This window comes from Flavobacterium sp. RSSB_23, from assembly GCF_051547145.1.
GTDB lineage: Bacteria > Bacteroidota > Bacteroidia > Flavobacteriales > Flavobacteriaceae > Flavobacterium.
Genome location: NZ_JBPTTO010000011.1, coordinates 71,561 through 94,231 on the forward strand (window position 1 = coordinate 71,561; position 22,671 = coordinate 94,231).

The 22,671-nt window shown below is 34.9% G+C and carries 24 protein-coding genes; 13 read left to right on the plus strand and 11 right to left on the minus strand.

Going from position 1 to position 22,671, the window contains the following annotated elements:
* Window positions 1–119 precede the first annotated feature (119 nt).
* Window positions 120–986 (minus strand): DMT family transporter, encoded by an 867-nt coding sequence (locus ACSVH9_RS14240; protein ID WP_438064291.1) that lies wholly within the window; start codon window positions 984–986, stop codon window positions 120–122.
* Window positions 987–1,091: 105 nt separating this feature from the next.
* Here ACSVH9_RS14240 and ACSVH9_RS14245 point away from each other — a divergent pair, with 105 nt between their 5' ends.
* Complete coding sequence (locus ACSVH9_RS14245) at window positions 1,092–1,466, plus strand: heavy-metal-associated domain-containing protein (protein ID WP_438064292.1); 375 nt, start codon at window positions 1,092–1,094, stop codon at window positions 1,464–1,466.
* A 103-nt stretch (window positions 1,467–1,569) separates the two neighbouring features.
* Here ACSVH9_RS14245 and ACSVH9_RS14250 read toward each other — a convergent pair whose 3' ends face one another.
* The 3 genes from ACSVH9_RS14250 to ACSVH9_RS14260 all read right to left on the minus strand — a co-directional run bounded on the left by ACSVH9_RS14250 (window position 1,570) and on the right by ACSVH9_RS14260 (window position 3,054).
* Window positions 1,570–2,175, minus strand: coding sequence for an FAD-dependent oxidoreductase (locus ACSVH9_RS14250; protein WP_438064293.1), 606 nt, complete (start codon window positions 2,173–2,175; stop codon window positions 1,570–1,572).
* Window positions 2,176–2,379: a hypothetical protein gene (locus ACSVH9_RS14255; RefSeq protein WP_438064309.1), complete on the minus strand. Its 204-nt coding sequence runs from the start codon at window positions 2,377–2,379 to the stop codon at window positions 2,176–2,178.
* Between the two features lie 96 nt (window positions 2,380–2,475).
* Complete coding sequence (locus tag ACSVH9_RS14260; protein WP_159687534.1) at window positions 2,476–3,054, minus strand: MarC family protein; 579 nt, start codon at window positions 3,052–3,054, stop codon at window positions 2,476–2,478.
* A gap of 258 nt (window positions 3,055–3,312) precedes the next feature.
* Between ACSVH9_RS14260 and ACSVH9_RS14265 the strand changes: the two genes are divergently transcribed.
* The 6 genes from ACSVH9_RS14265 to ACSVH9_RS14290 all read left to right on the plus strand — a co-directional run bounded on the left by ACSVH9_RS14265 (window position 3,313) and on the right by ACSVH9_RS14290 (window position 10,349).
* On the plus strand, window positions 3,313–3,879 hold the full coding sequence (locus ACSVH9_RS14265; protein WP_438064294.1) for a DUF3109 family protein: 567 nt from the start codon (window positions 3,313–3,315) through the stop codon (window positions 3,877–3,879).
* 265 nt (window positions 3,880–4,144) lie between these two features.
* Window positions 4,145–5,122 carry a ribonucleotide-diphosphate reductase subunit beta gene (locus ACSVH9_RS14270; RefSeq protein WP_159687528.1) on the plus strand — a complete coding sequence of 326 codons (978 nt, stop codon included), beginning with the start codon at window positions 4,145–4,147 and terminating at the stop codon, window positions 5,120–5,122.
* A 213-nt stretch (window positions 5,123–5,335) separates the two neighbouring features.
* On the plus strand, window positions 5,336–7,759 hold the full coding sequence (locus ACSVH9_RS14275) for a ribonucleoside-diphosphate reductase subunit alpha (protein WP_438064295.1): 2,424 nt from the start codon (window positions 5,336–5,338) through the stop codon (window positions 7,757–7,759).
* Between the two features lie 134 nt (window positions 7,760–7,893).
* The gene (locus ACSVH9_RS14280; protein ID WP_438064296.1) at window positions 7,894–8,100 is read left to right on the plus strand and encodes an addiction module protein; all 207 of its coding nucleotides are present in this window, start codon (window positions 7,894–7,896) and stop codon (window positions 8,098–8,100) included.
* 130 nt (window positions 8,101–8,230) lie between these two features.
* Window positions 8,231–8,950: an AAA family ATPase gene (locus ACSVH9_RS14285; protein WP_438064297.1), complete on the plus strand. Its 720-nt coding sequence runs from the start codon at window positions 8,231–8,233 to the stop codon at window positions 8,948–8,950.
* A gap of 55 nt (window positions 8,951–9,005) precedes the next feature.
* Window positions 9,006–10,349 carry a deoxyguanosinetriphosphate triphosphohydrolase gene (locus ACSVH9_RS14290; RefSeq protein ID WP_438064298.1) on the plus strand — a complete coding sequence of 448 codons (1,344 nt, stop codon included), beginning with the start codon at window positions 9,006–9,008 and terminating at the stop codon, window positions 10,347–10,349.
* A gap of 3 nt (window positions 10,350–10,352) precedes the next feature.
* On the opposite strand, the gene ACSVH9_RS14295 is transcribed toward ACSVH9_RS14290, so the two are convergent.
* Both ACSVH9_RS14295 and ACSVH9_RS14300 read right to left on the minus strand, forming a co-directional pair.
* A complete protein-coding gene (locus ACSVH9_RS14295) occupies window positions 10,353–11,423 on the minus strand; it encodes a DUF3078 domain-containing protein (protein ID WP_438064299.1) in 1,071 nt (356 codons plus the stop codon).
* 23 nt (window positions 11,424–11,446) lie between these two features.
* Complete coding sequence (locus tag ACSVH9_RS14300) at window positions 11,447–13,225, minus strand: 1-deoxy-D-xylulose-5-phosphate synthase (protein ID WP_438064300.1); 1,779 nt, start codon at window positions 13,223–13,225, stop codon at window positions 11,447–11,449.
* A 91-nt stretch (window positions 13,226–13,316) separates the two neighbouring features.
* On the opposite strand from ACSVH9_RS14300, the gene ACSVH9_RS14305 reads away from it, so the two are divergent.
* A complete protein-coding gene (locus ACSVH9_RS14305) occupies window positions 13,317–13,760 on the plus strand; it encodes a nucleoside deaminase (RefSeq protein WP_438064301.1) in 444 nt (147 codons plus the stop codon).
* 90 nt (window positions 13,761–13,850) lie between these two features.
* Complete coding sequence (locus ACSVH9_RS14310) at window positions 13,851–14,612, plus strand: SIMPL domain-containing protein (protein WP_438064302.1); 762 nt, start codon at window positions 13,851–13,853, stop codon at window positions 14,610–14,612.
* Between the two features lie 63 nt (window positions 14,613–14,675).
* On the opposite strand, the gene ACSVH9_RS14315 is transcribed toward ACSVH9_RS14310, so the two are convergent.
* Both ACSVH9_RS14315 and ACSVH9_RS14320 read right to left on the minus strand, forming a co-directional pair.
* Window positions 14,676–16,220: an Rne/Rng family ribonuclease gene (locus ACSVH9_RS14315; protein ID WP_438064303.1), complete on the minus strand. Its 1,545-nt coding sequence runs from the start codon at window positions 16,218–16,220 to the stop codon at window positions 14,676–14,678.
* Window positions 16,221–16,605: 385 nt separating this feature from the next.
* Entirely contained in the window at window positions 16,606–16,896 is a 291-nt protein-coding gene (locus ACSVH9_RS14320; RefSeq protein WP_024981932.1) for an HU family DNA-binding protein, read from the minus strand.
* Between the two features lie 134 nt (window positions 16,897–17,030).
* Here ACSVH9_RS14320 and mutY point away from each other — a divergent pair, with 134 nt between their 5' ends.
* From mutY to gldD, 3 genes are read left to right on the plus strand one after another with little or no spacing between them, the layout of a single operon-like run.
* On the plus strand, window positions 17,031–18,080 hold the full coding sequence (gene mutY, locus ACSVH9_RS14325) for an A/G-specific adenine glycosylase (RefSeq protein ID WP_438064304.1): 1,050 nt from the start codon (window positions 17,031–17,033) through the stop codon (window positions 18,078–18,080).
* A 35-nt stretch (window positions 18,081–18,115) separates the two neighbouring features.
* A complete protein-coding gene (locus tag ACSVH9_RS14330) occupies window positions 18,116–18,553 on the plus strand; it encodes a single-stranded DNA-binding protein (protein WP_438064305.1) in 438 nt (145 codons plus the stop codon).
* Window positions 18,554–18,576: 23 nt separating this feature from the next.
* Window positions 18,577–19,140 (plus strand): gliding motility lipoprotein GldD, encoded by a 564-nt coding sequence (gldD, locus tag ACSVH9_RS14335; protein WP_438064306.1) that lies wholly within the window; start codon window positions 18,577–18,579, stop codon window positions 19,138–19,140.
* A 143-nt stretch (window positions 19,141–19,283) separates the two neighbouring features.
* On the opposite strand, the gene ACSVH9_RS14340 is transcribed toward gldD, so the two are convergent.
* The 3 genes from ACSVH9_RS14340 to ACSVH9_RS14350 are packed head-to-tail and all read right to left on the minus strand — an operon-like array spanning window position 19,284 to window position 21,883.
* Window positions 19,284–20,855 carry a S41 family peptidase gene (locus ACSVH9_RS14340; protein WP_438064307.1) on the minus strand — a complete coding sequence of 524 codons (1,572 nt, stop codon included), beginning with the start codon at window positions 20,853–20,855 and terminating at the stop codon, window positions 19,284–19,286.
* Window positions 20,856–21,287, minus strand: coding sequence for a deoxycytidylate deaminase (locus tag ACSVH9_RS14345; RefSeq protein WP_024981917.1), 432 nt, complete (start codon window positions 21,285–21,287; stop codon window positions 20,856–20,858).
* A 2-nt stretch (window positions 21,288–21,289) separates the two neighbouring features.
* A complete protein-coding gene (locus ACSVH9_RS14350) occupies window positions 21,290–21,883 on the minus strand; it encodes a HupE/UreJ family protein (protein WP_024981916.1) in 594 nt (197 codons plus the stop codon).
* Between the two features lie 265 nt (window positions 21,884–22,148).
* Between ACSVH9_RS14350 and ACSVH9_RS14355 the strand changes: the two genes are divergently transcribed.
* Window positions 22,149–22,580, plus strand: coding sequence for a TerB family tellurite resistance protein (locus ACSVH9_RS14355; protein ID WP_024981915.1), 432 nt, complete (start codon window positions 22,149–22,151; stop codon window positions 22,578–22,580).
* Window positions 22,581–22,671 lie beyond the last annotated feature (91 nt).

The following is a 22,671-nucleotide window of genomic DNA, read 5'->3' on the forward strand; positions in this document are numbered from 1 at the left end:
TTTACCAAAAGAGGCATATAACTAGCGTGCTATACGCCTCTTTTGGCAACTGCGGTCGGGCTATACACGCTACTTCGGTAGCAAGCTGCTATCCCTCACGCAAACCCGTAACAAAACACCTATTTTCTGGCCGATAAATACACCCCAACCAAAACAATAAAAGCTCCAAAAAGCTGTACAGGCGTTAATAACTCTTGGTCTAACATCCCCCAAAAGAAAGCTACCACTGGAATCAAATACGTAACCGAAGTCGCAAAAACGGGCGACGAAATCTGAATCAGTTTAAAGAAAATAATATTGGCAATACCCGTTCCCAACACTCCCAAAATCAAAATATACAACACCGATTCTTGAACAGCCGCTCCGTGCGTCATAGCGAAAAAATCAGTACTATATAATACAGCCAACGCCGGAAAAAGCAAAACCAAAAAATTACCTGTTGTAATACTCAACGGAGGCAAATCCGATAAATATTTTTTAATCAAATTGACATTTGTAGCATAGCAAATCGAAGCAATCAATACTAAAAAAGCATAATAATAATTTTGATTGGGATGATGCACCGCGCCATTCCAAATCAACAAAGCACTACCGACTAAACCAATCAAGACTCCAAAAATTTGATTGCGTCTAAAATCCAACCTAAAGAAAAGTGCTCCAATCAACAAGGTATTCAAAGGCGTTAAGGAATTAAGAATAGAACTTATAGAACTATCTATTTGCGTTTGCGCAATAGCAAACAAATACGCAGGAATAAAGGTGCCAAACAAAGAAGTCAAAGCAATATACTTCCACTGATGGTGAGGAATTTTTACTAAACTTCTAAAACCAATCAGCAACAAAAACAGCGCTGCAAAAATAATACGCAACGACCCCAACTGAAAAGCCGTTAGGCCTACCAATCCTTTTTTGATTAATATGAAAGAACTGCCCCATATAAGAGATAAAAGCAGCAAATAGCCCCATTTGATTTGTTTTGATAGCATCTGTTTTATTTTGGCTCAAAATTGTAATTATTTTGGGAATATCTAGGTGTTTTTTTGATTAATTTTGACCCCAAATACATTTTAAACTCATCTAAATCAATACCAATGAATAGTAAAAAAACGATTATAGCTATTGCAATTGCAAGTATCGTTATGATAAGTTGCAAAAAAGAAACAGAAACAGCTAAACCAGAAGCCGCTACTACTGAAGCTCCAGCAGTTAAAAAACCAATTGCTGCCGCTAATGTACAAACCGCAAGTTTTGCTATCGAAGGAATGACTTGTGCCGTAGGTTGCGCAAAAACCATCGAAAAAAAATTAGCAGAATCTGAAGGAGTTGAGAAAGCAACTGTTGATTTTGATAAAAAATTAGCAACAGTAACTTTTGACAAAAGCGTTCAAAACCCAACGTCGTTAACTCAAGTAATTGAAGGCGTAGCTGATGGAAAAACGTATAAAGTAGTACAACCTAAATCATAGGTAGAAAAACTCTTAAGCAAAAAAGCATTCGCCAAAAACGAATGCTTTTTTTATATTTATTTTCTAAACTAAAACTAGACAATCTATTATTTACAATGTACAACTAACGAATGCTATCGTGGGCATGTGTTGGTATATTATCATTCCATAAAGTCAAAATATCCGTTGCTACTGCTGCACCACTTCCTGCCGCGATTGCCAATTGACTTCTCCAACCCGCTAGTGTACCAATAACATAAATCCCTTCCGAAACTTTGTGGTCTGTGTTTCGCAATTGTATGCGTTGTTTTTCGGGTAATGCTTTTTTATGAGGCTCAACAAAGTGCATCAAACCTTCAATCGCAAAAGTATTTGCAGAACCGATACCTACAACAAGGTTTCGGGTTGTATAAGAATTCTTATTAGTGAATACTTTAAATTCAGGGTAGTCCCCCTCTATTTTCAATACTTTTTCTTCAGGAATCTGAGTAATGTGCGGATAAACAGTTGCTAAATGTATGTTGCTTTGCTTTAATAATTCACTGCCTAAAGTTCCAGGTGAAATTCCATAGGCATTATTAAACAAGGCTTCTTGCAAAGAAGAGGATTTTTGGTGCGTAAAAATGCCAATTTTCTTATTTGACATAAATGACTTGTTTTGAGCTGAACCCAATACTAAAGCACAAGACATTCCAGAAACACCTCCTCCAATAATTAGAACATCAAACATCTAAATATTGTCGTTCATTTTTTCTTCAATTTTTTTAGATATTCTAAAAATAAGAAGGATTAAAATCGCACAAAATGAGGCTCCAACTCCAATAAGTGCAACACCACTGTTGCCTTTGAATGGCTCTGAAAAGTCTAATAAAGTAACATTAAATACGATTAAAGCAACAGCTAAGAAAATTAAAACAGTAGTAAAGATTTTCATGGTATTCATCAATTAATTTTTTAATACCTTATAACTTTTGATTCAATCAATAGGGCATTAAAACTATTCAAGGGGGTAAATTTATAAAATTTTACTTTAGGCAAACAAACCTTTAACATTAGCAGCAAATAATTTAACAGCAATAGCCAAAAGCACCACACCAAAAGTTTTTCGCACTACTCCAAGTCCATTTTTTCCCAACATTTTTTCGATTTTACCTGAAGATTTCAAAACAATATAAACCAAAATAATATTCAAAATGATTCCAATTAAAATGTTGATAGTATGAAATTGAGAACGAAGAGATAACAGTGTCGTCATCGTTCCTGCACCAGCAATTAAAGGAAAAGCAATCGGGACAATAGAAGCAGAATTCGCCTCTTCATCTCTATAAAGATGTATGCCAAGAATCATTTCTAATGCCAAGAAGAACAAGACAAACGAACCAGCAACTGCAAATGAATGAACATCAATTCCTATTAGGCTCAAGAACTCTTTACCAATAAAAAGAAAGACAATCATTATTAAGCCAGCAACAAGTGAAGCTTTTTCAGACTCAATATGGCCGTGTTTGGCTCTAAGATTAATGATGATTGGAATCGAACCCACAATATCAATAACTGCAAATAGTACCATTCCTACAGTTGCCACTTCTCTTAAGTTGAATTCTAACATACTTTTTTTGTTGGCAAAGGTAAAACTTTGAGCATATTTTTAATAGTTTGCTGCAATAAATCGAGGTTTTTTAATATTTTTTTATCAAATAACACGCTAAGTTCATCTATTTTCATCAGATTTGATAGTTATTAAAAATAGCTCAAAATCGAATCTTTCCTCTTTTTTATTGATTACAACCGTTAAAGAAGACGCAAACTTTAATAGACTCCACAAGATTGACTAACTTTGCAGCAAAATTAAAAGTAGCACATATCCATGTTTCAACTAGGAAAAACCATCGTATCCGAAGATATACTCGAAAAAGAATTTGTATGTAATTTATCTGCTTGCAAAGGCGCTTGTTGTGTTGACGGTGATGCTGGTGCACCTTTGAGTATTGAGGAAACTAAAATCCTTGAAACCATCTATCCTAAAGTAAAACCATTTTTGCGCAAACAAGGAATCGAAGCAATAGAAGCGCAAGGCACCTGGATAAAAGGAACGGATGGCGATTTAGAAACACCATTAATCGAAAATAAAGATTGTGCTTATGTTATTTTTGATGGCGCTACAGCACTTTGCGGTATCGAACAAGCCTACAACCAAGGAATAGTTGACTGGAAAAAACCAGTTTCTTGCCATTTATACCCAATAAGAGTAAAAGATTTTAGTGATTTCGCTGCCGTCAATTATGACAAATGGGATATTTGCGACGATGCCTGCTCGCTTGGAAAAGAATTAGAAGTTCCGGTGTATAAATTTGTTAAAGAAGCACTCATTAGAAGGTTTGGAGAAGACTGGTATATGGAGCTCGAAAAAGTAGCAAATGATTTAAAAAAATAAATCTAAAAAATATCATTTTTCACTTGCACAGCAGTTTAAAAATCCTATATTTTACGGCACTTTAGCCGAATTTATACTTTGCAAACAACTACAAATCAGTAAGTTAAAAATTCATAGTTTATTATTTTGAAAATGGCCCTTTGTTAAAAACTAGGGGCGATTGTGAATAAGTTTGACTTTTTAAACACACAATATTTCACAATCTTTGTAATCCCCAGATGGATTAAAATTCTCTTAAAAAATCAAAAAAAAAGAATCAATAAAAATGTCACAATTAGAACCAATTTTACAAGAAAATAAAAATCGTTTCGTGATTTTTCCTATCAAGCATCATGATATTTGGGAATGGTATAAGAAAATGGAAGCTAGTTTTTGGACTGCAGAAGAAATTGACTTATCACAAGACCTTAATGATTGGAACAACAGGCTAAATGAGGATGAAAAATACTTTATCAAACACATTTTAGCTTTTTTTGCTGCTTCTGATGGAATTGTAAATGAAAATTTGGCTGAGAACTTTGTAAACGAAGTACAATATGCAGAAGCTAAATTTTTCTATGGTTTTCAAATTATGATGGAAAACATTCATAGCGAAACCTACTCTTTATTAATTGATACTTATGTAAAAGATGAATCAGAGAAAAACGAGTTGTTTACCGCTATTGAAGTATTTCCTGCCATCAAGAAAAAAGCTGATTGGGCGTTAAAATGGATTGAATCTGATTCATTTGCAGAGCGATTGATTGCTTTTGCCGCTGTTGAAGGGATTTTCTTTTCAGGAAGTTTTTGTTCTATTTTTTGGTTGAAAAAGCGTGGTTTAATGCCAGGATTGACTTTTTCTAACGAGTTGATTTCTCGTGATGAAGGAGTTCACTGTGATTTCGCGGTACATTTACATAATCATCATTTGATTAATAAAGTTCCTAAAGAACGAATAAGAGAAATTTTAGTTGACGCATTAAATATTGAAAGAGAGTTTATCACTGAATCACTTCCAGTAAGTTTGATTGGAATGAATGCAGGATTAATGACGCAATATTTAGAATTCGTAACCGACCGTTTGTTGGTTGAATTAGGTTGCGAAAGAGAATACAATACCACAAATCCTTTTGATTTCATGGACATGATTTCATTACAAGGAAAAACCAATTTCTTTGAGAAAAAAGTAGCAGAATATCAGAAAGCGGGCGTAATGAACACAGATAGTGACGCGCAGAAGATTTCATTCGACGCTGATTTTTAAAAAAGTTAAGTAGTATCGTTTAGTAATTAGAAGTAACTAGTTCTTTTTATTACCTATTAAATTTTGTCCTTCAATTGGGCACAGATTTTTATGGTGATAAGGAATCATTTGCCTCTAACGAATCAATACATTCTAGGGATTAGTTTCCCAATTCAATTATTACAAATACCCTAAAATAGCAAAGGGATTTGCTGTTTTTTAAAACCAAAACTTATGTACGTAGTAAAAAGAGATGGCCATAAAGAGCCTGTAATGTTCGACAAAATCACAGATAGAATTAAAAAACTATGCTATGGTTTGAATGATTTAGTAGATGCTGTAAAAGTGGCTATGAGAGTAATCGAAGGCCTTTATGACGGCGTATCTACTTCTGAATTAGACAACTTAGCAGCCGAAACAGCTGCATCTATGACCATTGCGCATCCTGATTATGCCCAATTAGCCGCTCGTATTGCTATTTCTAACTTACATAAAAACACTAACAAATCGTTCTCTGAAACGATGAATGAAATGTATCACTATGTGAATCCTAGAAACGGACAAGAAGCTCCACTACTTTCTGATGAAGTTCATAAAGTAATCATGGAAAATGCCGAATTCTTAAATTCACATATCATTTATAACCGTGATTTTAATTATGACTATTTTGGTTTTAAAACTTTAGAGCGTTCTTATTTATTAAAAATTAATGGCAAAATCGTAGAGCGTCCACAACACATGTTAATGCGTGTGGCTGTTGGTATTCATTTGAACGATTTAGAATCGGTTATTGAAACCTACGACTTAATGTCTAAAAAATTCTTTACGCACGCAACGCCAACTTTATTTAATGCTGGAACACCAAAACCACAAATGTCCTCTTGTTTCCTTTTAGCAATGCAAGACGACAGTATTGATGGAATTTATGATACGTTGAAACAAACGGCTAAAATTTCGCAATCTGCTGGAGGAATTGGACTTTCTATTCACAATGTAAGAGCAACAGGTTCTTATATCAGAGGTACCAACGGAACATCAAACGGAATTGTTCCTATGTTGCGTGTATTCAACGATACTGCTCGTTATGTAGACCAAGGTGGAGGAAAACGTAAAGGTAGTTTTGCAATCTATATCGAAACTTGGCATGCTGACATCTTTGAATTTTTGGATTTAAAGAAAAACACAGGAAAAGAAGAAATGCGTGCCAGAGATTTATTCTTTGCCATGTGGACTTCAGATTTATTCATGAAACGTGTACAAGAAGATGGGAATTGGACTTTAATGTGCCCAAATGAGTGTCCAGGTTTATATGATGTATACGGAGAAGAGTTCGAAACGATGTATACTGATTATGAAAATCGTGGCAAAGGAAGAAAAACAATAAAAGCTCGCGAATTATGGGAGAAAATTCTTGAATCTCAAATCGAGACAGGAACACCATACATGCTCTATAAAGATGCTGCAAATCGCAAATCGAATCAAAAAAACCTTGGTACGATTCGTTCCTCTAACTTGTGTACCGAAATTATGGAGTACACTTCAAAAGATGAAATTGCGGTATGTAACCTTGCTTCTATTTCGTTACCAATGTTTGTTGAAAACGGAAAATTCAATCATGAATTAATGTTCAAAGTAACCAAACGTGTAACCAGAAATTTAAATAAAGTAATCGACAGAAATTACTACCCAGTAAAAGAAGCTCAAAATTCAAATATGCGTCACCGTCCAGTTGGATTGGGAGTACAAGGATTAGCAGATGCTTTCATCTTACTTAGAATGCCTTTTACAAGCGATGAAGCAAAGAAATTGAATCAAGAAATTTTTGAAACACTCTACTTTGCAGCAGTTACTGCTTCTATGGAAATGGCTAAAGAGGAAGGTCCTTATTCGACCTTTGAAGGTTCTCCAATTTCTCAAGGAGAGTTCCAACACAACCTTTGGGGATTGAAAGACGAAGAATTATCCGGAAGATGGGATTGGGCGTCTTTAAGAAAAGAAGTTATGCAACACGGTGTTAGAAATTCACTATTGGTTGCGCCTATGCCAACAGCATCTACTTCTCAAATTCTAGGAAACAACGAAGCGTTTGAACCTTACACTTCTAATATTTACACTAGACGTGTACTTTCTGGAGAGTTTATTGTAGTAAACAAACATTTATTGCATGACTTGGTAGAGCGTGGTTTATGGAATGAAACATTGAAACAAGAAATCATGAGAAATAATGGTTCGGTGCAAAATATTGACGCCATTCCTCAAGATTTAAAAGATTTGTACAAAACAGTTTGGGAGATGTCTATGAAAGACATTATCGATATGTCTCGTCAAAGAGGTTATTTTATTGACCAATCACAATCATTAAACTTGTTCATGCAAGATGCTAATTACTCAAAATTAACTTCTATGCATTTCTATGCATGGCAATCAGGATTAAAAACCGGAATGTACTATTTGAGAACCAAAGCAGCTGTAGATGCTATTAAGTTCACTTTGAATAATGATAAAAAAGAAGAGGCAATTCCAGAAAGTAAACCTAAAGCAAGACCCCTTGAAGCGGTTGAAATCGAAACAGTAGAAATGACTCCTGAAGAATACAGAGCCATGATTGAATTGGCCAAAAACGCAGGGCCAGACGATTGTGAAATGTGTGGGTCTTAATTAAGTTAAAGAGGTTGCCGAAAATGGCAACCTCTTTTTTTTATTTTACTTTTTCAAAAAATCTTAAAATAATACCAATCCCTACGAACATTAATTTATTTGCTTAAATTTGTTATCATAAAAAATAGCCAATCATGGAGATTAAGGATTTTTCAAAATATAGTAATGCTGAAAAAATTGTTTTCGCAGAACAATTATGGGATAGTATTACTAAAAACGAATTAGAAATCTCTGATGAAATACAAAAAGAGTTGGATATTCGACTTCAAAATTTAGAAGATGACAAATCTGAATTGTATTCATGGGAGGCCGTAAAAGCGCATTTGAAAACGATTAGATAATGTGTGATATTCATTTTACAAAAGAAGCATTATTTGATATTGAGGCTGCTTTTCTTCACACCTCTCGCTCTCCAAAAAACTGGTCAAAAAGACTTGGTTTAAAGTAAAACCTTTTAACAATCCAATCCCTTTGAGTTTATTATATTTTACTGACCGAAGTAATGTCCTCCTTGAAGATGTTGTCTTTAATGAAGCAGTTTCACAACAAATCCATCAATTTTTAAAGGAGTATCAATTTCGAAAAGTACTCGAACAATATGATTTACCTGTAGCCAATAAAATGTTACTTTATGGCAAAACAGGTTGTGGAAAAACGATGACTGCCAAAGCCATTGCTAAAAAATTAGACAAAAAACTCATTATTGTCAACCTTTCTAGAATTGTTTCGTCTAAATTAGGAGAAACCTCCAAAAATATCGAAGGTTTATTTAAAGAAGTACAGTACGAAAGTGCGGTGTTGTTTTTTGACGAGTTCGATTCTTTAGGACAAATAAGGGATTACGACAACAAAGACAATACAGAGATGAAACGCGTGGTCAATTCCATTATTCAGTTGATTGATAGTTTTCCGAGTCACTCTGTTTTAATTGCTGCTACTAATCAAATTCAAATGATAGACGAGGCCTTAGTGCGTCGCTTTGAATTACAACTTGAGTTTACAGCACCCAACTCAGCCGTTTTAGATAGGTATTATGATACGTTGCTTCAAAAGTATCCACTTCAATTTCAAAAAATGGAACGCTTGTACGACATTACTTTTGCTGAAGCAAAAAACCATTTACTACAATCAGTGAAAAATAATGTGATTCAAGACGCTATTGCGAATCATCCTCAGGATTTATCCGAATAGAAATATAAAACCAATCGTATTTGTATATTTGACAACTAATCATGCACAAAATAAAATGAACTGGGAACAACTATTATCATTAAAACGTCAAGGCGACACAGGAAAGCGTTTGCGAATCGAACAAGATGAAACTCGTTTGGGGTTTGAAGTAGATTATGACCGTATCATTTTTTCATCTGCCTTCAGAAGTTTGCAAGACAAAACTCAGGTGATTCCATTATCTAAAACCGATTTTGTGCATACTCGTTTAACACATAGCCTCGAGGTTTCTGTGGTAGGACGTTCTTTGGGAAGATTGGTTGGAAAAAAAATAATCGAAAAATATCCTTATTTACAAGACATTCATGGTTATCAAATGAATGATTTTGGTGCCATTGTTGCTGCTGCTTCTCTCGCACACGACATTGGCAATCCACCGTTTGGGCATTCTGGTGAAAAAGCAATTGGAGAGTATTTTTCAATTGGCAAAGGACAACACTATAAAAATCAATTGACTCCTAAGCAATGGCAAGATTTGGTCGATTTTGAAGGAAATGCTAATGGTTTTTCAGTATTGAATAGCTCTCGTCCAGGAGTCGAAGGAGGGATTCGATTATCATTTGCCACTTTGGGTGCTTTTATGAAATATCCCAAAGAGAGTTTACCAAAGAAGCCTACCAAAAATATTGCCGATAAAAAATATGGTTTCTTTCAAACCGATAAAGATTTTTTTCAAGAAATAGCCCAAGAAATGGGGATGATTCCCAACAAAAACAATCCAGATATTGGCTTCGAAAGACATCCACTGGCGTATTTGGTCGAAGCTGCCGATGATATTTGCTATACAATTATTGATTTTGAAGACGGCATCAATTTGGGATTAATTTCAGAAGATTTTGCATTAGAATATTTAATCAAATTGGTAAAAGACAGCATTGACACTTCTAAATACAAGACATTAGAAACCAAAGAGGATAGAATTAGTTACTTACGCGCCTTGGCAATAGGAAGCTTAATAAATGATGCCGTAAAAGTCTTTATCGAAAATGAAACCAGTATTTTGGAAGGAAATTTCCCTTTTGCTTTAATGGATAAAAGCAAATACAAAGCACAAATGGATGATATCATCAAAATTAGTGTCAAGAATATTTATCAGAGCAGAGAAGTAATTGAAAAAGAATTGGTGGGTTATCAAATCATTCAGACGCTATTGGATAAATTTATTGTTGCTTTCAATAATAAATTTGAAGGTAAGGCTTCCAATTACGACCAACTAATTTTAAAAATGCTTCCAGAAAAACACCATCTCGAAAAAGAAAATCTATACGAACGTTTACTACACATCTGTCATTATATTTCCATGTTGACAGATGGGAATGCATTACGCCTTTATGAAACTTTACAAGGGGCTAAAAAGTAAAAATTAAAACTCATAAACAATACCTACTCCTAAAACTTGTTTTAATTGTACTTTCGGACCCTCAGTGATTTGAACACCATTTTCTTCTCTTTTAGATTTAATATCATCGTCATAAATTAATTGCGAACCAATATTAGCTTTGACATATTTATTGACTACAAGTTCTAACTGAAGATTCCAGTCTATGTCAACATTTCCGAATCTATTAATATAATCTGAATACAAACTCAACCTGTTATCTAAATGGATGTTTTTAAAAATTTCCTTTTTAATTTGGTATGAAAAAAGAAAACCCAACTCTGATCTCGATCGTTTACCATTTTTTACAAGAACTCCATTTGTATCATAAATAGCTTCATCAACTCCAAAAGCACCTTGATCCGCTAATCTTTGATCTAAAACTAAAGTCGTTTTTGATGTAAATGGAGAGATGTAATAAGAGTAATTCTTTTTTTTATCAATCTTTTCAGCACCCAAACCTATAAATACATATGCAGGTGCAAAAGCTCTAGAAATAGCCACTTCTTTATTTGGATAAGAATAACCATCTGTGAATTGCGTATTAAAATTAAATTTTGCCGAATAATACCAATTGGTCAAAGTGTCTTTTCTGTAACCAAAGGTGGAGTTAATCAAGACGGCATCATCTGTTTTTCGCAATTCAATTCCATCTTGTTTATTGAGACCATAGCGAAAAATCAATTCATTTTGCCATTTATAATTTTCTCTGGTATAGACCCTCGTAAAATTTCCTTTTACTAATCCTGAAATAGAGCTTGTACCCCCTGCATTCCAGTTTACAAAAGCAATTTGAGTGATATCAAAACCTAGTTTATTTTTTTTTATCCAGTTTGAAATCCCTAATGTATTTACAGAAGTTTTTCTAATAGTTGGTGCTTTTATAGGTGGCAATGACGTTGGAATTACAAAAGGCCGGAAAGTAGGCCCAGCAGTAGGAGTCAATAGGACAATAGAATCGCTTGTAGCTTCTGGAATTGGTGTGGTTTCTTGTGCAAAAGTTTGAAAAGAAAAACTAAAGAAAAATAATAAAAGTGGTATTGATAAAAATTTCATTATTGGCGTTTTATAAATGCAAATTAACTGATTTTGAAGGTTGAAAAAAACTGCTTCAAGCTTTTAACGTCAATTTTACATGCGTATTGTAATTCGTTTAAAGTGGCTTGTTCAATAAAAGTATCCGGGATTCCAAGTGTTTTAATTGTTTTCTGATAATTATGAAAAGCAGAAAACTCAAGTATGGCTGAACCAAAACCTCCTGTTACCACCCCATCTTCTATCGTAATTATCGTTTCAAATTGTTCAAAAATAGTATGCAGAAGTATTTCGTCTAATGGTTTTACAAAGCCAAAATGATAATGAGCAAAAAACGCCTTATTGTCTAAATCTTCAATTGCTTTTGTTACATTATTTCCAATAGTCCCGGTTGAAAGCACAGCAATTTTTGTGCCTTTATTTTGACAATTTGCTTTTCCGATAATAATTTTTTTGTAAGGCGACTTCCAATCAACAAATTCACCTCTACCTCTAGGATAACGAATGGCTATGGGCTGGTCGATTCCTAATTGTACAGTATATAAGATGTTCTGCAACTCTATTTCGTTCAACGGGGCATAAATCATCAAATTTGGAATGCATCTCAAATAGGCTAAGTCAAAAACACCGTGATGTGTAGCGCCATCTTCGCCAACCAATCCCGCTCTATCTAAACAAAAAACAACAGGCAGTTTTTGCAGCGCTACATCATGAATAAGCTGATCATAAGCCCTTTGCAAAAAAGTAGAATAGATATTACAATAAACTATCATCCCTTGAGTCGCCATTCCTGCCGCTAATGTAACGGCATGTTGCTCAGCAATGCCCACATCAAATGCGCGTTTTGGGAGCACATCCATCATAAATTTTAGAGAACTACCAGATGGCATAGCGGGTGTTATTCCAATGATTTTATCATTTTTTTGAGCTAAATCCAACAAGGTTAAACCAAAAACATCTTGGTATTTTGGAGGTAAGTTAGCTTCTGATTTTGGGAGTAAATCTCCAGTGGTAGCGTCAAATTTCCCAGGCGCGTGGTACTGAACCTGATTTTCTTCAGCTTGTTGTAGTCCTTTACCTTTGGTGGTAATAACATGAAGGAATTTAGGTCCTTTCACGTTTTTTAAGCGTTTTAATTCTTTAATAACTGTTGCAAGATCATGCCCATCAATTGGCCCTGAATAATCAAAATTCAGGGATTTAATCATATTATTTTGTCGATGGTTTTTACCATCTTTTACAGCTGTAAGATACTCTTTTAAGGCACCAACACTAGGGTCGATCCCTATGGCATTGTCGTTTAAAATAACCAACAAATTCGCATTAGTCACACCAGCATGATTAAGTCCTTCAAAGGCCATTCCTGAAGCGATTGAAGCATCGCCAATTACGGCTATATGTTGTTTTTCGAAATCTCCTTTTAAGTTGGAAGCAATCGCCATTCCCAGTGCTGCTGAAATTGAGGTCGATGAGTGACCTACGCCAAAGGCATCATAAATACTCTCACTTCTTTTTGGAAATCCCGAAAGACCATTGAGCTGACGGTTGGTATGAAAACTATTTTTTCTTTCTGTTAAAATTTTATGTCCATAGGCTTGATGTCCTACATCCCAAATCAATAAATCATTTGGAGTATCAAACACATAATGCAAAGCAATAGTCAATTCAACTACACCGAGACTGGCGCCAAGATGCCCTTCTTTTACGGCTACGACATTAATAATAAAATCGCGTAATTCTTGCGCCAAAAGAGGCAGTTGCGCTTCATTGAGTAAGCGTAAATCGATGGGGGAATTTATGTTTGAAAGTAAATTATCTGACATAAAGCAAAGGTACAATTTGAAATTGTATTTTTACATTCTATAAAAAAGTTGTTTTACAAAGAATTTAATTTACGAATTTTCGGTCTAGACTATGATACAACCTTTCACCGACGAATATTTTATGAAAAAAGCTTTGCAAGAAGCTGAAATGGCTTTTGAAAAAGGCGAAATTCCTGTGGGAGCCGTTATTGTTGTGGCTGACAAAGTCATTGCCCGAACTCACAATTTGACTGAGCTGCTCAACGACGTAACGGCTCATGCAGAGATGCAAGCCATAACCGCAGCGGCCAATTTCTTGGGTGGAAAGTATTTAAAAGATTGCACATTGTATGTAACATTAGAGCCTTGCCAAATGTGTGCTGGAGCTCTGTATTGGAGCCAAATTACTAAAATTGTTTTTGGGGCTAGTGATACGCACCGTGGGTATGAAAAAATGGGCACTCAATTGCATCCCAAAACTACTGTAGTTCGCGGTGTTTTGGCAGATGAAGCGGCGGATTTAATGAAGCGGTTTTTTGCGGAGAAAAGAAAATAAATTTATAAATAAATTCTTCTTTTTCTTACTATATTTACTTAATTGCTATTTAAACAAAAAAGTAATGGGTAAATTTTAAATCTCAATTTTATGATGGACACTAAAATTAAAACAACTATTGTTATTGGTATTTCTATTGTGATTACAGCCTTTATATTAGGACAATCATTTAAAAATAGAAATGAAAATTTAGATTCAATTTCAGTAATTGGTCTTGGAGCTAAAGATTTTGTTTCAGACGAAATTTTATGGTCTGGAAGTTTTACAGCGAGTAGCTCAGATATTAAAACAGCCTATAATAAAATCATTTCGGATCAAAAAATAGTAGCTGATTTTTTTATAACAAAAGGATTTAAACCGAAGGAGTTTTCGTTTGGAGCGGTAAATTTTCAAAAGAAGTTTAGAGAAGTGAAAATTCAAAATGCAAATGGCGAATACATTAATACTGAACAAGTTTTTGATGGTTATGAAGCCACCCAAAGTATTACTTTTTTAGCAAAAAAGAACCCTGATTTGATGAAACGGATTGAAGATGTTTCGAGTAAAACTTCTGAATTGATTAATTCAGGGATAGAACTTACTTCAAATTCTATTCAATATACATATTCCAATTTACCAAGTTTAAAACAAAGTTTAATCGAAAAAGCGACTAAAGATGCAAATGAACGCGCCATCAAAATTGTAAAAACAGCTGAAGGTAGTTTAGGCAAATTAAAGAGTGCGAGTATGGGAGTTTTTCAAATTACGGGTCAGGGATCTACAGCAGAGGACAGCTATGGCGGTAACAATGATACTTTTAGTAAAAATAAGACTGCTCGAATTACGGTGAGATTAGAATACATTTTGAACTAATAGTAATATTTTTAGACACAAAAAAACCGTCTCGTTAATGAAAACGAGACGGTTTTGTTTGTTTTAGTCTGTAATAACATTTCCTTTTTTGTCGTAGAAATGATATTCTAAATACGTGTAAGCGTCACGAGGTATAATTTTCACCCATTTTTTGTGTTCAAAAAACCATTTTGAACGCAATGATGGAAAACCTTTACTGAGGTATGCAGCCACAAAAGGATGTACATTGAGTACTACTTTTTTGTGGGTTTTTAGGAGTCTTTCTAGATCTGAAGTGATTTTGTCAATGATTAAGATTGGCGCTTCTATTTCGCCATGTTCATTGTTAGGATCTTCTTCTCTGGTCTTGATATTGACTTCTGGTCTTACTCTTTGTCTAGTGATTTGAACTAATCCAAATTTACTAGGAGGCAAGATCTTGTGTTTGGCTTTATCATCGCTCATCTCTTCTCTTAGGAAGTCGAATAAAACTTTGCGATTTTCGGGATTGGCCATATCGATAAAATCAACTACTATGATTCCGCCCATATCTCTCAAACGCAATTGTCTTGCGATTTCGGCAGCGGCTATCATGTTAACTTCCATTGCGGTGTCTTCTTGATTGGTAGCTTTGTTCGAACGGTTACCACTATTTACGTCTATAACGTGAAGAGCTTCGGTATGTTCGATGATTAAATAAGCTCCTTTACTCATGGAAACGGTTTTTCCGAAGGAAGTCTTGATTTGTCTCTCTATATTGTATTTCTCGAATATTGGAGTGTCTTTCGATTGATAAAACTTTACAATTGATTGTTTGGACGGTGCAATTTCTTGCAAGTAATCCTTTGTTTGTTGGTACAACTCTTCATCATCTATTTGAATACCACTAAAGGTATCATTAAACACGTCTCGAAGAATAGAGGAGGCTCTATTGAGCTCGCCTAACACTTTTGACGGATGATGAGCAGTTGGTAATTTCTTACACATTGCAGTCCATCTGCTTAGCAGGTTCTGCAAATCTTTTTCTAATTCGGCTGTATTTTTGCCTTCGGCTACTGTGCGAACAATAACGCCAAAGCCTTTTGGTTTGATGGATTGTACAAGTTTTTTGAGTCGGTCTTTTTCTTTTTTGTCTTCTATTTTTTGAGAAATAGAAACGCGATCAGAAAAAGGAACAAGCACTATAAAACGTCCAGCCAAGGATAGTTCTGCACTAATTCTTGGTCCTTTGGTAGATATAGGCTCTTTTACTACTTGCACTAATACGGATTGATTGGCATTCAAAACATCAGTAATGGTGCCGTCTTTATCAATCTCTTTTTCAAACTGAAAGTTTTTTAGGGAGAAATCTTTTATTTTACCTGCGCTTACAAGTTTTATGAATTTCAGTTGAGAAGCAAGATTAGGACCTAAGTCATGATAATGCAAAAAGGCGTCTTTTTCGTAGCCTACATTGACAAAAGCAGCATTTAAGCCTGCAACTGGTTTTCGTATTTTGGCAATAAAAATATCACCTACTTGAAAGTTGCTGGTTTCTTGTTCTTTATGTAATTCAATTAGTTTTCCATCTTTTAATAAGGCAAAATCTACGGCTTCTGAACTAGAACGAATAATAAGTTCTTTATTCACGCTGTACATTTTTATCCATACGTTAAAGTTTTCAGTTTCGGCTTTCAGTTTTCAGTTTTACAACTCATAACTCATAACTTATAACTCATAACTGAATTGTAAGGATGGATTAAACAATATTTAACAGGTTTGACCCGGATGAAGTTTCAGTCGGCAGTTTTCAGAGAGCAATATGCAGTTTAAGCTGCAATCTGAAGTCTGAAATCTAATGTCTGAAATTCAAATTTCAATGAACTTTTAAAAAGAAAAAAGTAGTTTAAAACTACTTTTTCTTTTTATGACGGTTAGCTCTCGCTCTTTTTTTACGTTTGTGCGTCGCTACCTTATGTCTCTTTCTTTTTTTACCACTTGGCATATCCTGAAGATTTTATGATTAATTAATAGATTATTTTGCTTCGTTATTTGTTTTCACACCTTCTACAAACACTTTAGCTGGTTTAAAAGCTGGAATGTTGTGAGCTGGAATTTTAATAGTGGTATTTTTAGAAATATTTCTTCCTGTTTTTTCAGCTCTAGTTTTAACGATAAAGCTTCCGAAACCTCTTAGATACACATTGTCTCCAGTTTCTAATGAAGTTTTAACTTCATTCATAAAAGTCTCAACTGTTGCTTGAACATCTCCTTTTTCAAGACCTAATTTTTCTGAAATCTTCGCTACGATATCTGCTTTCGTCATTTTCTTTCCTTTTTAATATGTTGTACTATTTTTTTTGAGGTTGCAAATATACGAATTTAAAAAACAATAAATCAACCTAATTCGTTAAAATTTAATTACATAAACTTTTACTTTTGCTTACATATAATTAATAAATGAATTTTACTAACTTACTTATTGAGTGGTATTTACAAAACAAACGTGATTTACCATGGCGAAATACTACAAATCCTTACCCAATTTGGCTCTCAGAAATCATTCTTCAACAGACGCGTGTTGCTCAAGGAATGCCTTATTTTTACTTCTTTTTAGAATCTTTTCCTACAGTAAAAGAATTAGCATTAGCTGACGAACAACAAGTACTCAAACTTTGGCAAGGATTAGGATATTATTCGCGTGCCCGCAACTTACATCAAACCGCACAATATATAGTTACAGAATTGGATGGCGTTTTCCCAAATTCATATACTGGTCTTTTACAATTAAAAGGTATTGGTGAATACACAGCAGCTGCCATTGCTTCGTTTGCTTATAATGAACCCGTGCCTGTAATAGATGGAAACGTATTCCGGGTAGTATCGCGTTACTTCGGAATAGAATCGGATATAAGCGCAGGAAAAACCAAAAAAGAATTCACCGCCATGGCAGCCGAATTATTACCCAAAGAACAGCCCGCACTTTTCAACCAGGCGATAATGGAGTTTGGGGCGTTGCAATGTGTGCCTAAAAATCCAGATTGCGAAAATTGCATTTTCAATTCTAGTTGTGTTGCCTTGCAAAAAGGACTCGTTGGACAATTGCCTTTCAAATCAAAAAAAATAAAAACCAGAAAACGATACTTTAATTATATAGTACTACAAGACAAAAAAGGCAATACCAAAATACAACAAAGAACCGATAAAGGCATTTGGCACAATCTTTATGAATTTCCATTGTTAGAAACCACACAAGAGGAAGGATTTGAAACTATAGCTCCATTAATTCAAAACAATGTTGACTTTGGAGCTTCTGTTATAAGTATTCAAGAAGTAAATCCTATAAGTATACTTCATAAATTATCGCATCAGCATTTGTATATCAAGTTTTGGAAAGTAACCACAAACAATACCTTAACAAACGGAGTAACCCCCGAACAATTGAGAACTTTCCCTTTTCCAATAGTGATACATAATTTCATCGAAGAAGATGCTGCAAAAAAGTTTTAAAAAAAATGTATCTTTGATTGAAATACCATTAAGCTATGAACGGAACATTAAATAAAGTGATGCTGATAGGACATCTTGGCGACGACATTAAGATGCATTATTTTGAAGGAGGCAACTGCATTGGCCGCTTTCAATTAGCAACCAATGAAGTATACATTAATAAATCGACCAATGAAAAAATCACTTCTACCGAATGGCATAATTTGGTAGTAAGAAACAAAGCCGCCGAAATATGCGAAAAATACCTCTCAAAAGGCGATAAAATATATGTAGAAGGACGCATTAAATCCAGACAATGGCAAGCCGAAGACGGTACTATGAAATCGACAACTGAAATTCAGGTTACCGAATTTACTTTTTTGACCACAAAAAAGGACCACGAGAACAAAAGCAATCCTATTCAAGAATCACCAAAAAATACTAACTTTGACGCCTCAAATGGCGGTTTGCCAATAAACGATTTGCCATTTTAAAGCAAATCGCAATCAAATACACAATGAAAAGAAAAGTTAGTTTATTCATAGTACTCACTATAGGTTTATTCTCTGCCGTAGGGTGCAAAGACGATGTATTACCAAAACCTTCAGGCTACTTGCGATTGGATTACCCAGAAGCAAGATATGTTGACTACGGCAACCAATGTCCGTTTACATTTGAAATAAATGACAAAGCAATTATAAAAGGAAAAAACGATTGTAGCTTAACCATTACCTACCCAAAAATGAAAGCTACAATTTATTTGACCTACAAACCCGTAGCGAACAATATGAACCAATTGCTACGCGATGCCCAAAAACTAACCTTTGAGCACGTAATAAAAGCCGACGATATTATAGAACAACCCTATTTAAATCCTGAAAGGAAAGTCTACGGAATGTTTTATCAAGTAGATGGTAATGCAGCAACCAATTCGCAGTTTTACGCCACCGATAGCACTCGCCATTTTGTGACGGCTTCGGTATATTTCTACGCAAAACCCAATTTTGACTCTATTATGCCAGCGGCTAGCTACATCAAAAATGACATGCAGCACATCATAGAAACCTTAAAGTGGAAGTAATTTTTTTTAGGAGCACAACCAATTGGTTTTTTAATAACGAATCCTCCTGCTGTCCGTTGTATCTTTCCTGCCGAACACCGGCAGCAAAGGATGCCACTACCATCAGGGCTAGCTACAACTAGTTGTTTTCACACATGTAAATTTTACTTTTTAGACAACACTTTTTTTACCATTTCGTCTTGTTTCAAAACAATTTGATAAAAATAGTCTTCCCCATATAACTGTCTGGCAAATTCGGCAATTATATACTGATTAATTGCTCCCCTACTCTTTTCTAGTTGTAGAACCAAACCATTTTTGTCGAGATACTTTTGAAACAAATCAAAATACTTATCAGAATTGTATTTTGACTGAAACTCCTGAAAACTTAGCCCCTTAAATGCTTTTCTATCTCGGTCCAATTCTTCAAACACAAAATGCCCCACCATACCCGATTGTTCTAATAAAGAAGCACTTTCCTCTCCTTTTTCGGTACTAATTGGCACAAAAACATCAGGAACAATTCCGCCGCCGCCATAGACTAATTTCCCTTTTTTAGTTTTGAACTTCAAAGTATCGGCTACCTTAATGCTGTCTTTGTGGTACAATTCGCCATTCAAAAAACGGTGTTCTGATTCTTTAAAATAATCGGTATTGCCTTTAGCATAAGGTTTTTGAATAGAACGTCCTGAAGGAGTGTAGTATCTAGCCACGGTCAAACGCACGGCAGAACCATCTTTAAAATCCATTTCGCGTTGTACTAATCCTTTACCAAAAGAACGACGTCCTACTATAGTTCCTCTATCGTTGTCTTGTATTGCTCCAGCTAGAATTTCACTTGCAGAAGCACTATTTTCGTTAATTAAAACGAACAATCTGCCCGATTCAAAATTCCCTTTTTCCGTAGCAAAGGTTTTTTCTATTGTTCCGCTTTTACTTTTGGTAAAAACAATCAAGTCGTTATCTTTTAAAAAATGGTCGGCTATCGCAATAGCTTCTTCCATATACCCTCCACCATTGTCACGCAAATCCAAGACTAGTGTTTGCGCACCTTGCTTTTTCAACTGTGCCAATCCCGAATTAAATTCAGCAAAAGTAGTTTCAGAAAAACGGTTAATTTTGATATAACCCACTGTAGGATTCAACATCAAAGACACGTCAACACTTTTCAGTGGAATTACCGCTCTTTTTATTTTGAATTTCAGCTTCTGACGTGTAGTTTTTCGGTAAACCGTCACTTCAATATCTGAACCAACGGCACCTTTTAGTTTTGCAAAAAGACTATCACTAGGCAAATGACGCCCGAATAATTTGGTTTTTCCTGCGTATAGCAATCGGTCACCCGCTTGTATTCCTGCTTTTGCCGAAGGCCCATTAACAATAGGCTTTATGACCGCAACAGTGTCTTTGTACATGTAAAAATTAATGCCAATACCTACAAAATCACCTTTCATACTCTCAGCAACCTGCGTTTGAACGCTTGGTGGAATATAAACAGAATGAGGGTCTAACTTTGCCAAAATATTATCTACTGTTAAATTCACAATAGAATCCGTATTGACATCGTCTACATATTCGTTATTAATAAAGTCAATCAAAGAATTCAACTTTGATTTGGACGCATTAGAAGCTACCAAACCAGGGTCTCTCGAAACATTCAGCCATCCACCAATACCTACGCCAAGCGCTAAAGTAGCACTCAACAGTATGGGCAAATATTTGTTTTCGAATTTCATTTAGTCGTCTAAATTGGGAATATGAATTACCTCAACACCTGCTTTGATTAAAAATTGTATTCCAGAATCATCACGATATCCGTTTTGATACACCACTCTCTTAATTCCGGATTGGTGAATCAACTTACTGCATTCTTTGCAGGGAGAAAGTGTGATGTACAAGGTAGCACCTTCGCAAGATTGTGTTGACCTAGCTACTTTGAGAATAGCATTCGCTTCGGCATGCAGTACATCCCAACGCGTTAATCCTTCGTCGTCCTCACAACAATTTTCAAATCCTGAAGGCGTTCCATTGTAACCATCCGAAATAATCATTCGGTCTTTTACAATGATGGCTCCCACCTGCTTGCGTTTGCAATACGACAACAAACTCCATTCTCTCGCAATTCGCAAGTAGGCTTTGTCGTATTTATTTAGTTTTATTTCGTTCATTTTTATCGTAACCAAAATTCACTTTCAATAATCATTGGAAGCACTACACCGATTATAAAAGAAGACATGACCAAAGTCCAATCTCTTTTGGAAAATCTAAATACCGTTTGTACAATATAAGACAGTACCAAAACTACAAAAACTACCGCAATCTGCGCCGCTTCTATTCCTAAAGCGAACTCGCACAGCGGTAATAATTTGGAATTGGCCGTTCCGCCTAAAATTGTCTTGAAATAGTTAGAAAACCCTAAACCATGAATGATTCCAAAGAACAAAGTGATAAAAAACACCAGATTAATACTCTCTTTTTTGCTGGACTTCCCAGCGGTAAACAAATTAAACAAAGCGGTAATCAAAATCGTAATAGGAATCAACAACTCGACTACATTTACTTTGATAGCTACAATTCCGTACACCGACAAAAACAAGGCCATCGTATGACCAACTGTAAACAAAGTAACCAATAACAAGATGCGTTTCCAATCGTTAAACGAATAAGGAACTGCCAAAGCGATTAAAAATAAAACATGGTCATAAGCATGAATATCTAAAACGTGGCGTAAACCGATTTGAAAATAAATCCAAAATTCTGACATAGGTAATTATATAAATTTGATTAAGGGTTTGTAAACTTACGACAATTTTTGAAAAGGAGTTGTTCGAAAACTTGCCACTAATTCACTAATTTTTATTGAAAATAAAGTTTGAATGCTGCTAATTTTCCACCACTCTCGGGATTACGGCTGAATAAAGAATTTGATACTGCTATTTTTAAAGTACAATAGTGGATTATTTCAACCTGGCATTCCTACTTTTTTTAAAAAAATTCGTATCTTTAATACAACCATAAAAACAACTATTATGTCAATTTCTGATTTATTTGATAACGAATTCAAAAGTCGCAACAAAGGTCATTTTTCTGCTATTGTACGTGTAGCTTTAGCAGACGGAAATGCAACACCAGAAGAACAAGCTTTTTTGGACAAACTGGCTTCTCGCTTGGAAATTTCTGCCGAGGAATACCGCGAAATTTTAAAAAACCCATTGAATTATGACATTAATCCTCCTTATTTGTATGTGGAGCGTTTAGAAAGATTGTATGATTTGGGTCGTATGGTTCACGTAGACCATCATTTGGGCGATAAACAAGAACGACTGTTGGTGCGTTTTGGTTTAGCGCTAGGCTTTACTCCAGGAAATGTAGGTTATATTGTCAACAAAGCTTTGACACTCCTTGACAAGAAAGTAGACTTAGATACTTTTATTTTTGAAATGAAGAATATGAATAAGTAGTGATTAGTCCTTAGTAGTTAGTTCTTAGTAAAAAATATTTTTAAAACAGAAAACCGGTGCTTTTTTACAGCTACCGGTTTTTTATGTTCAC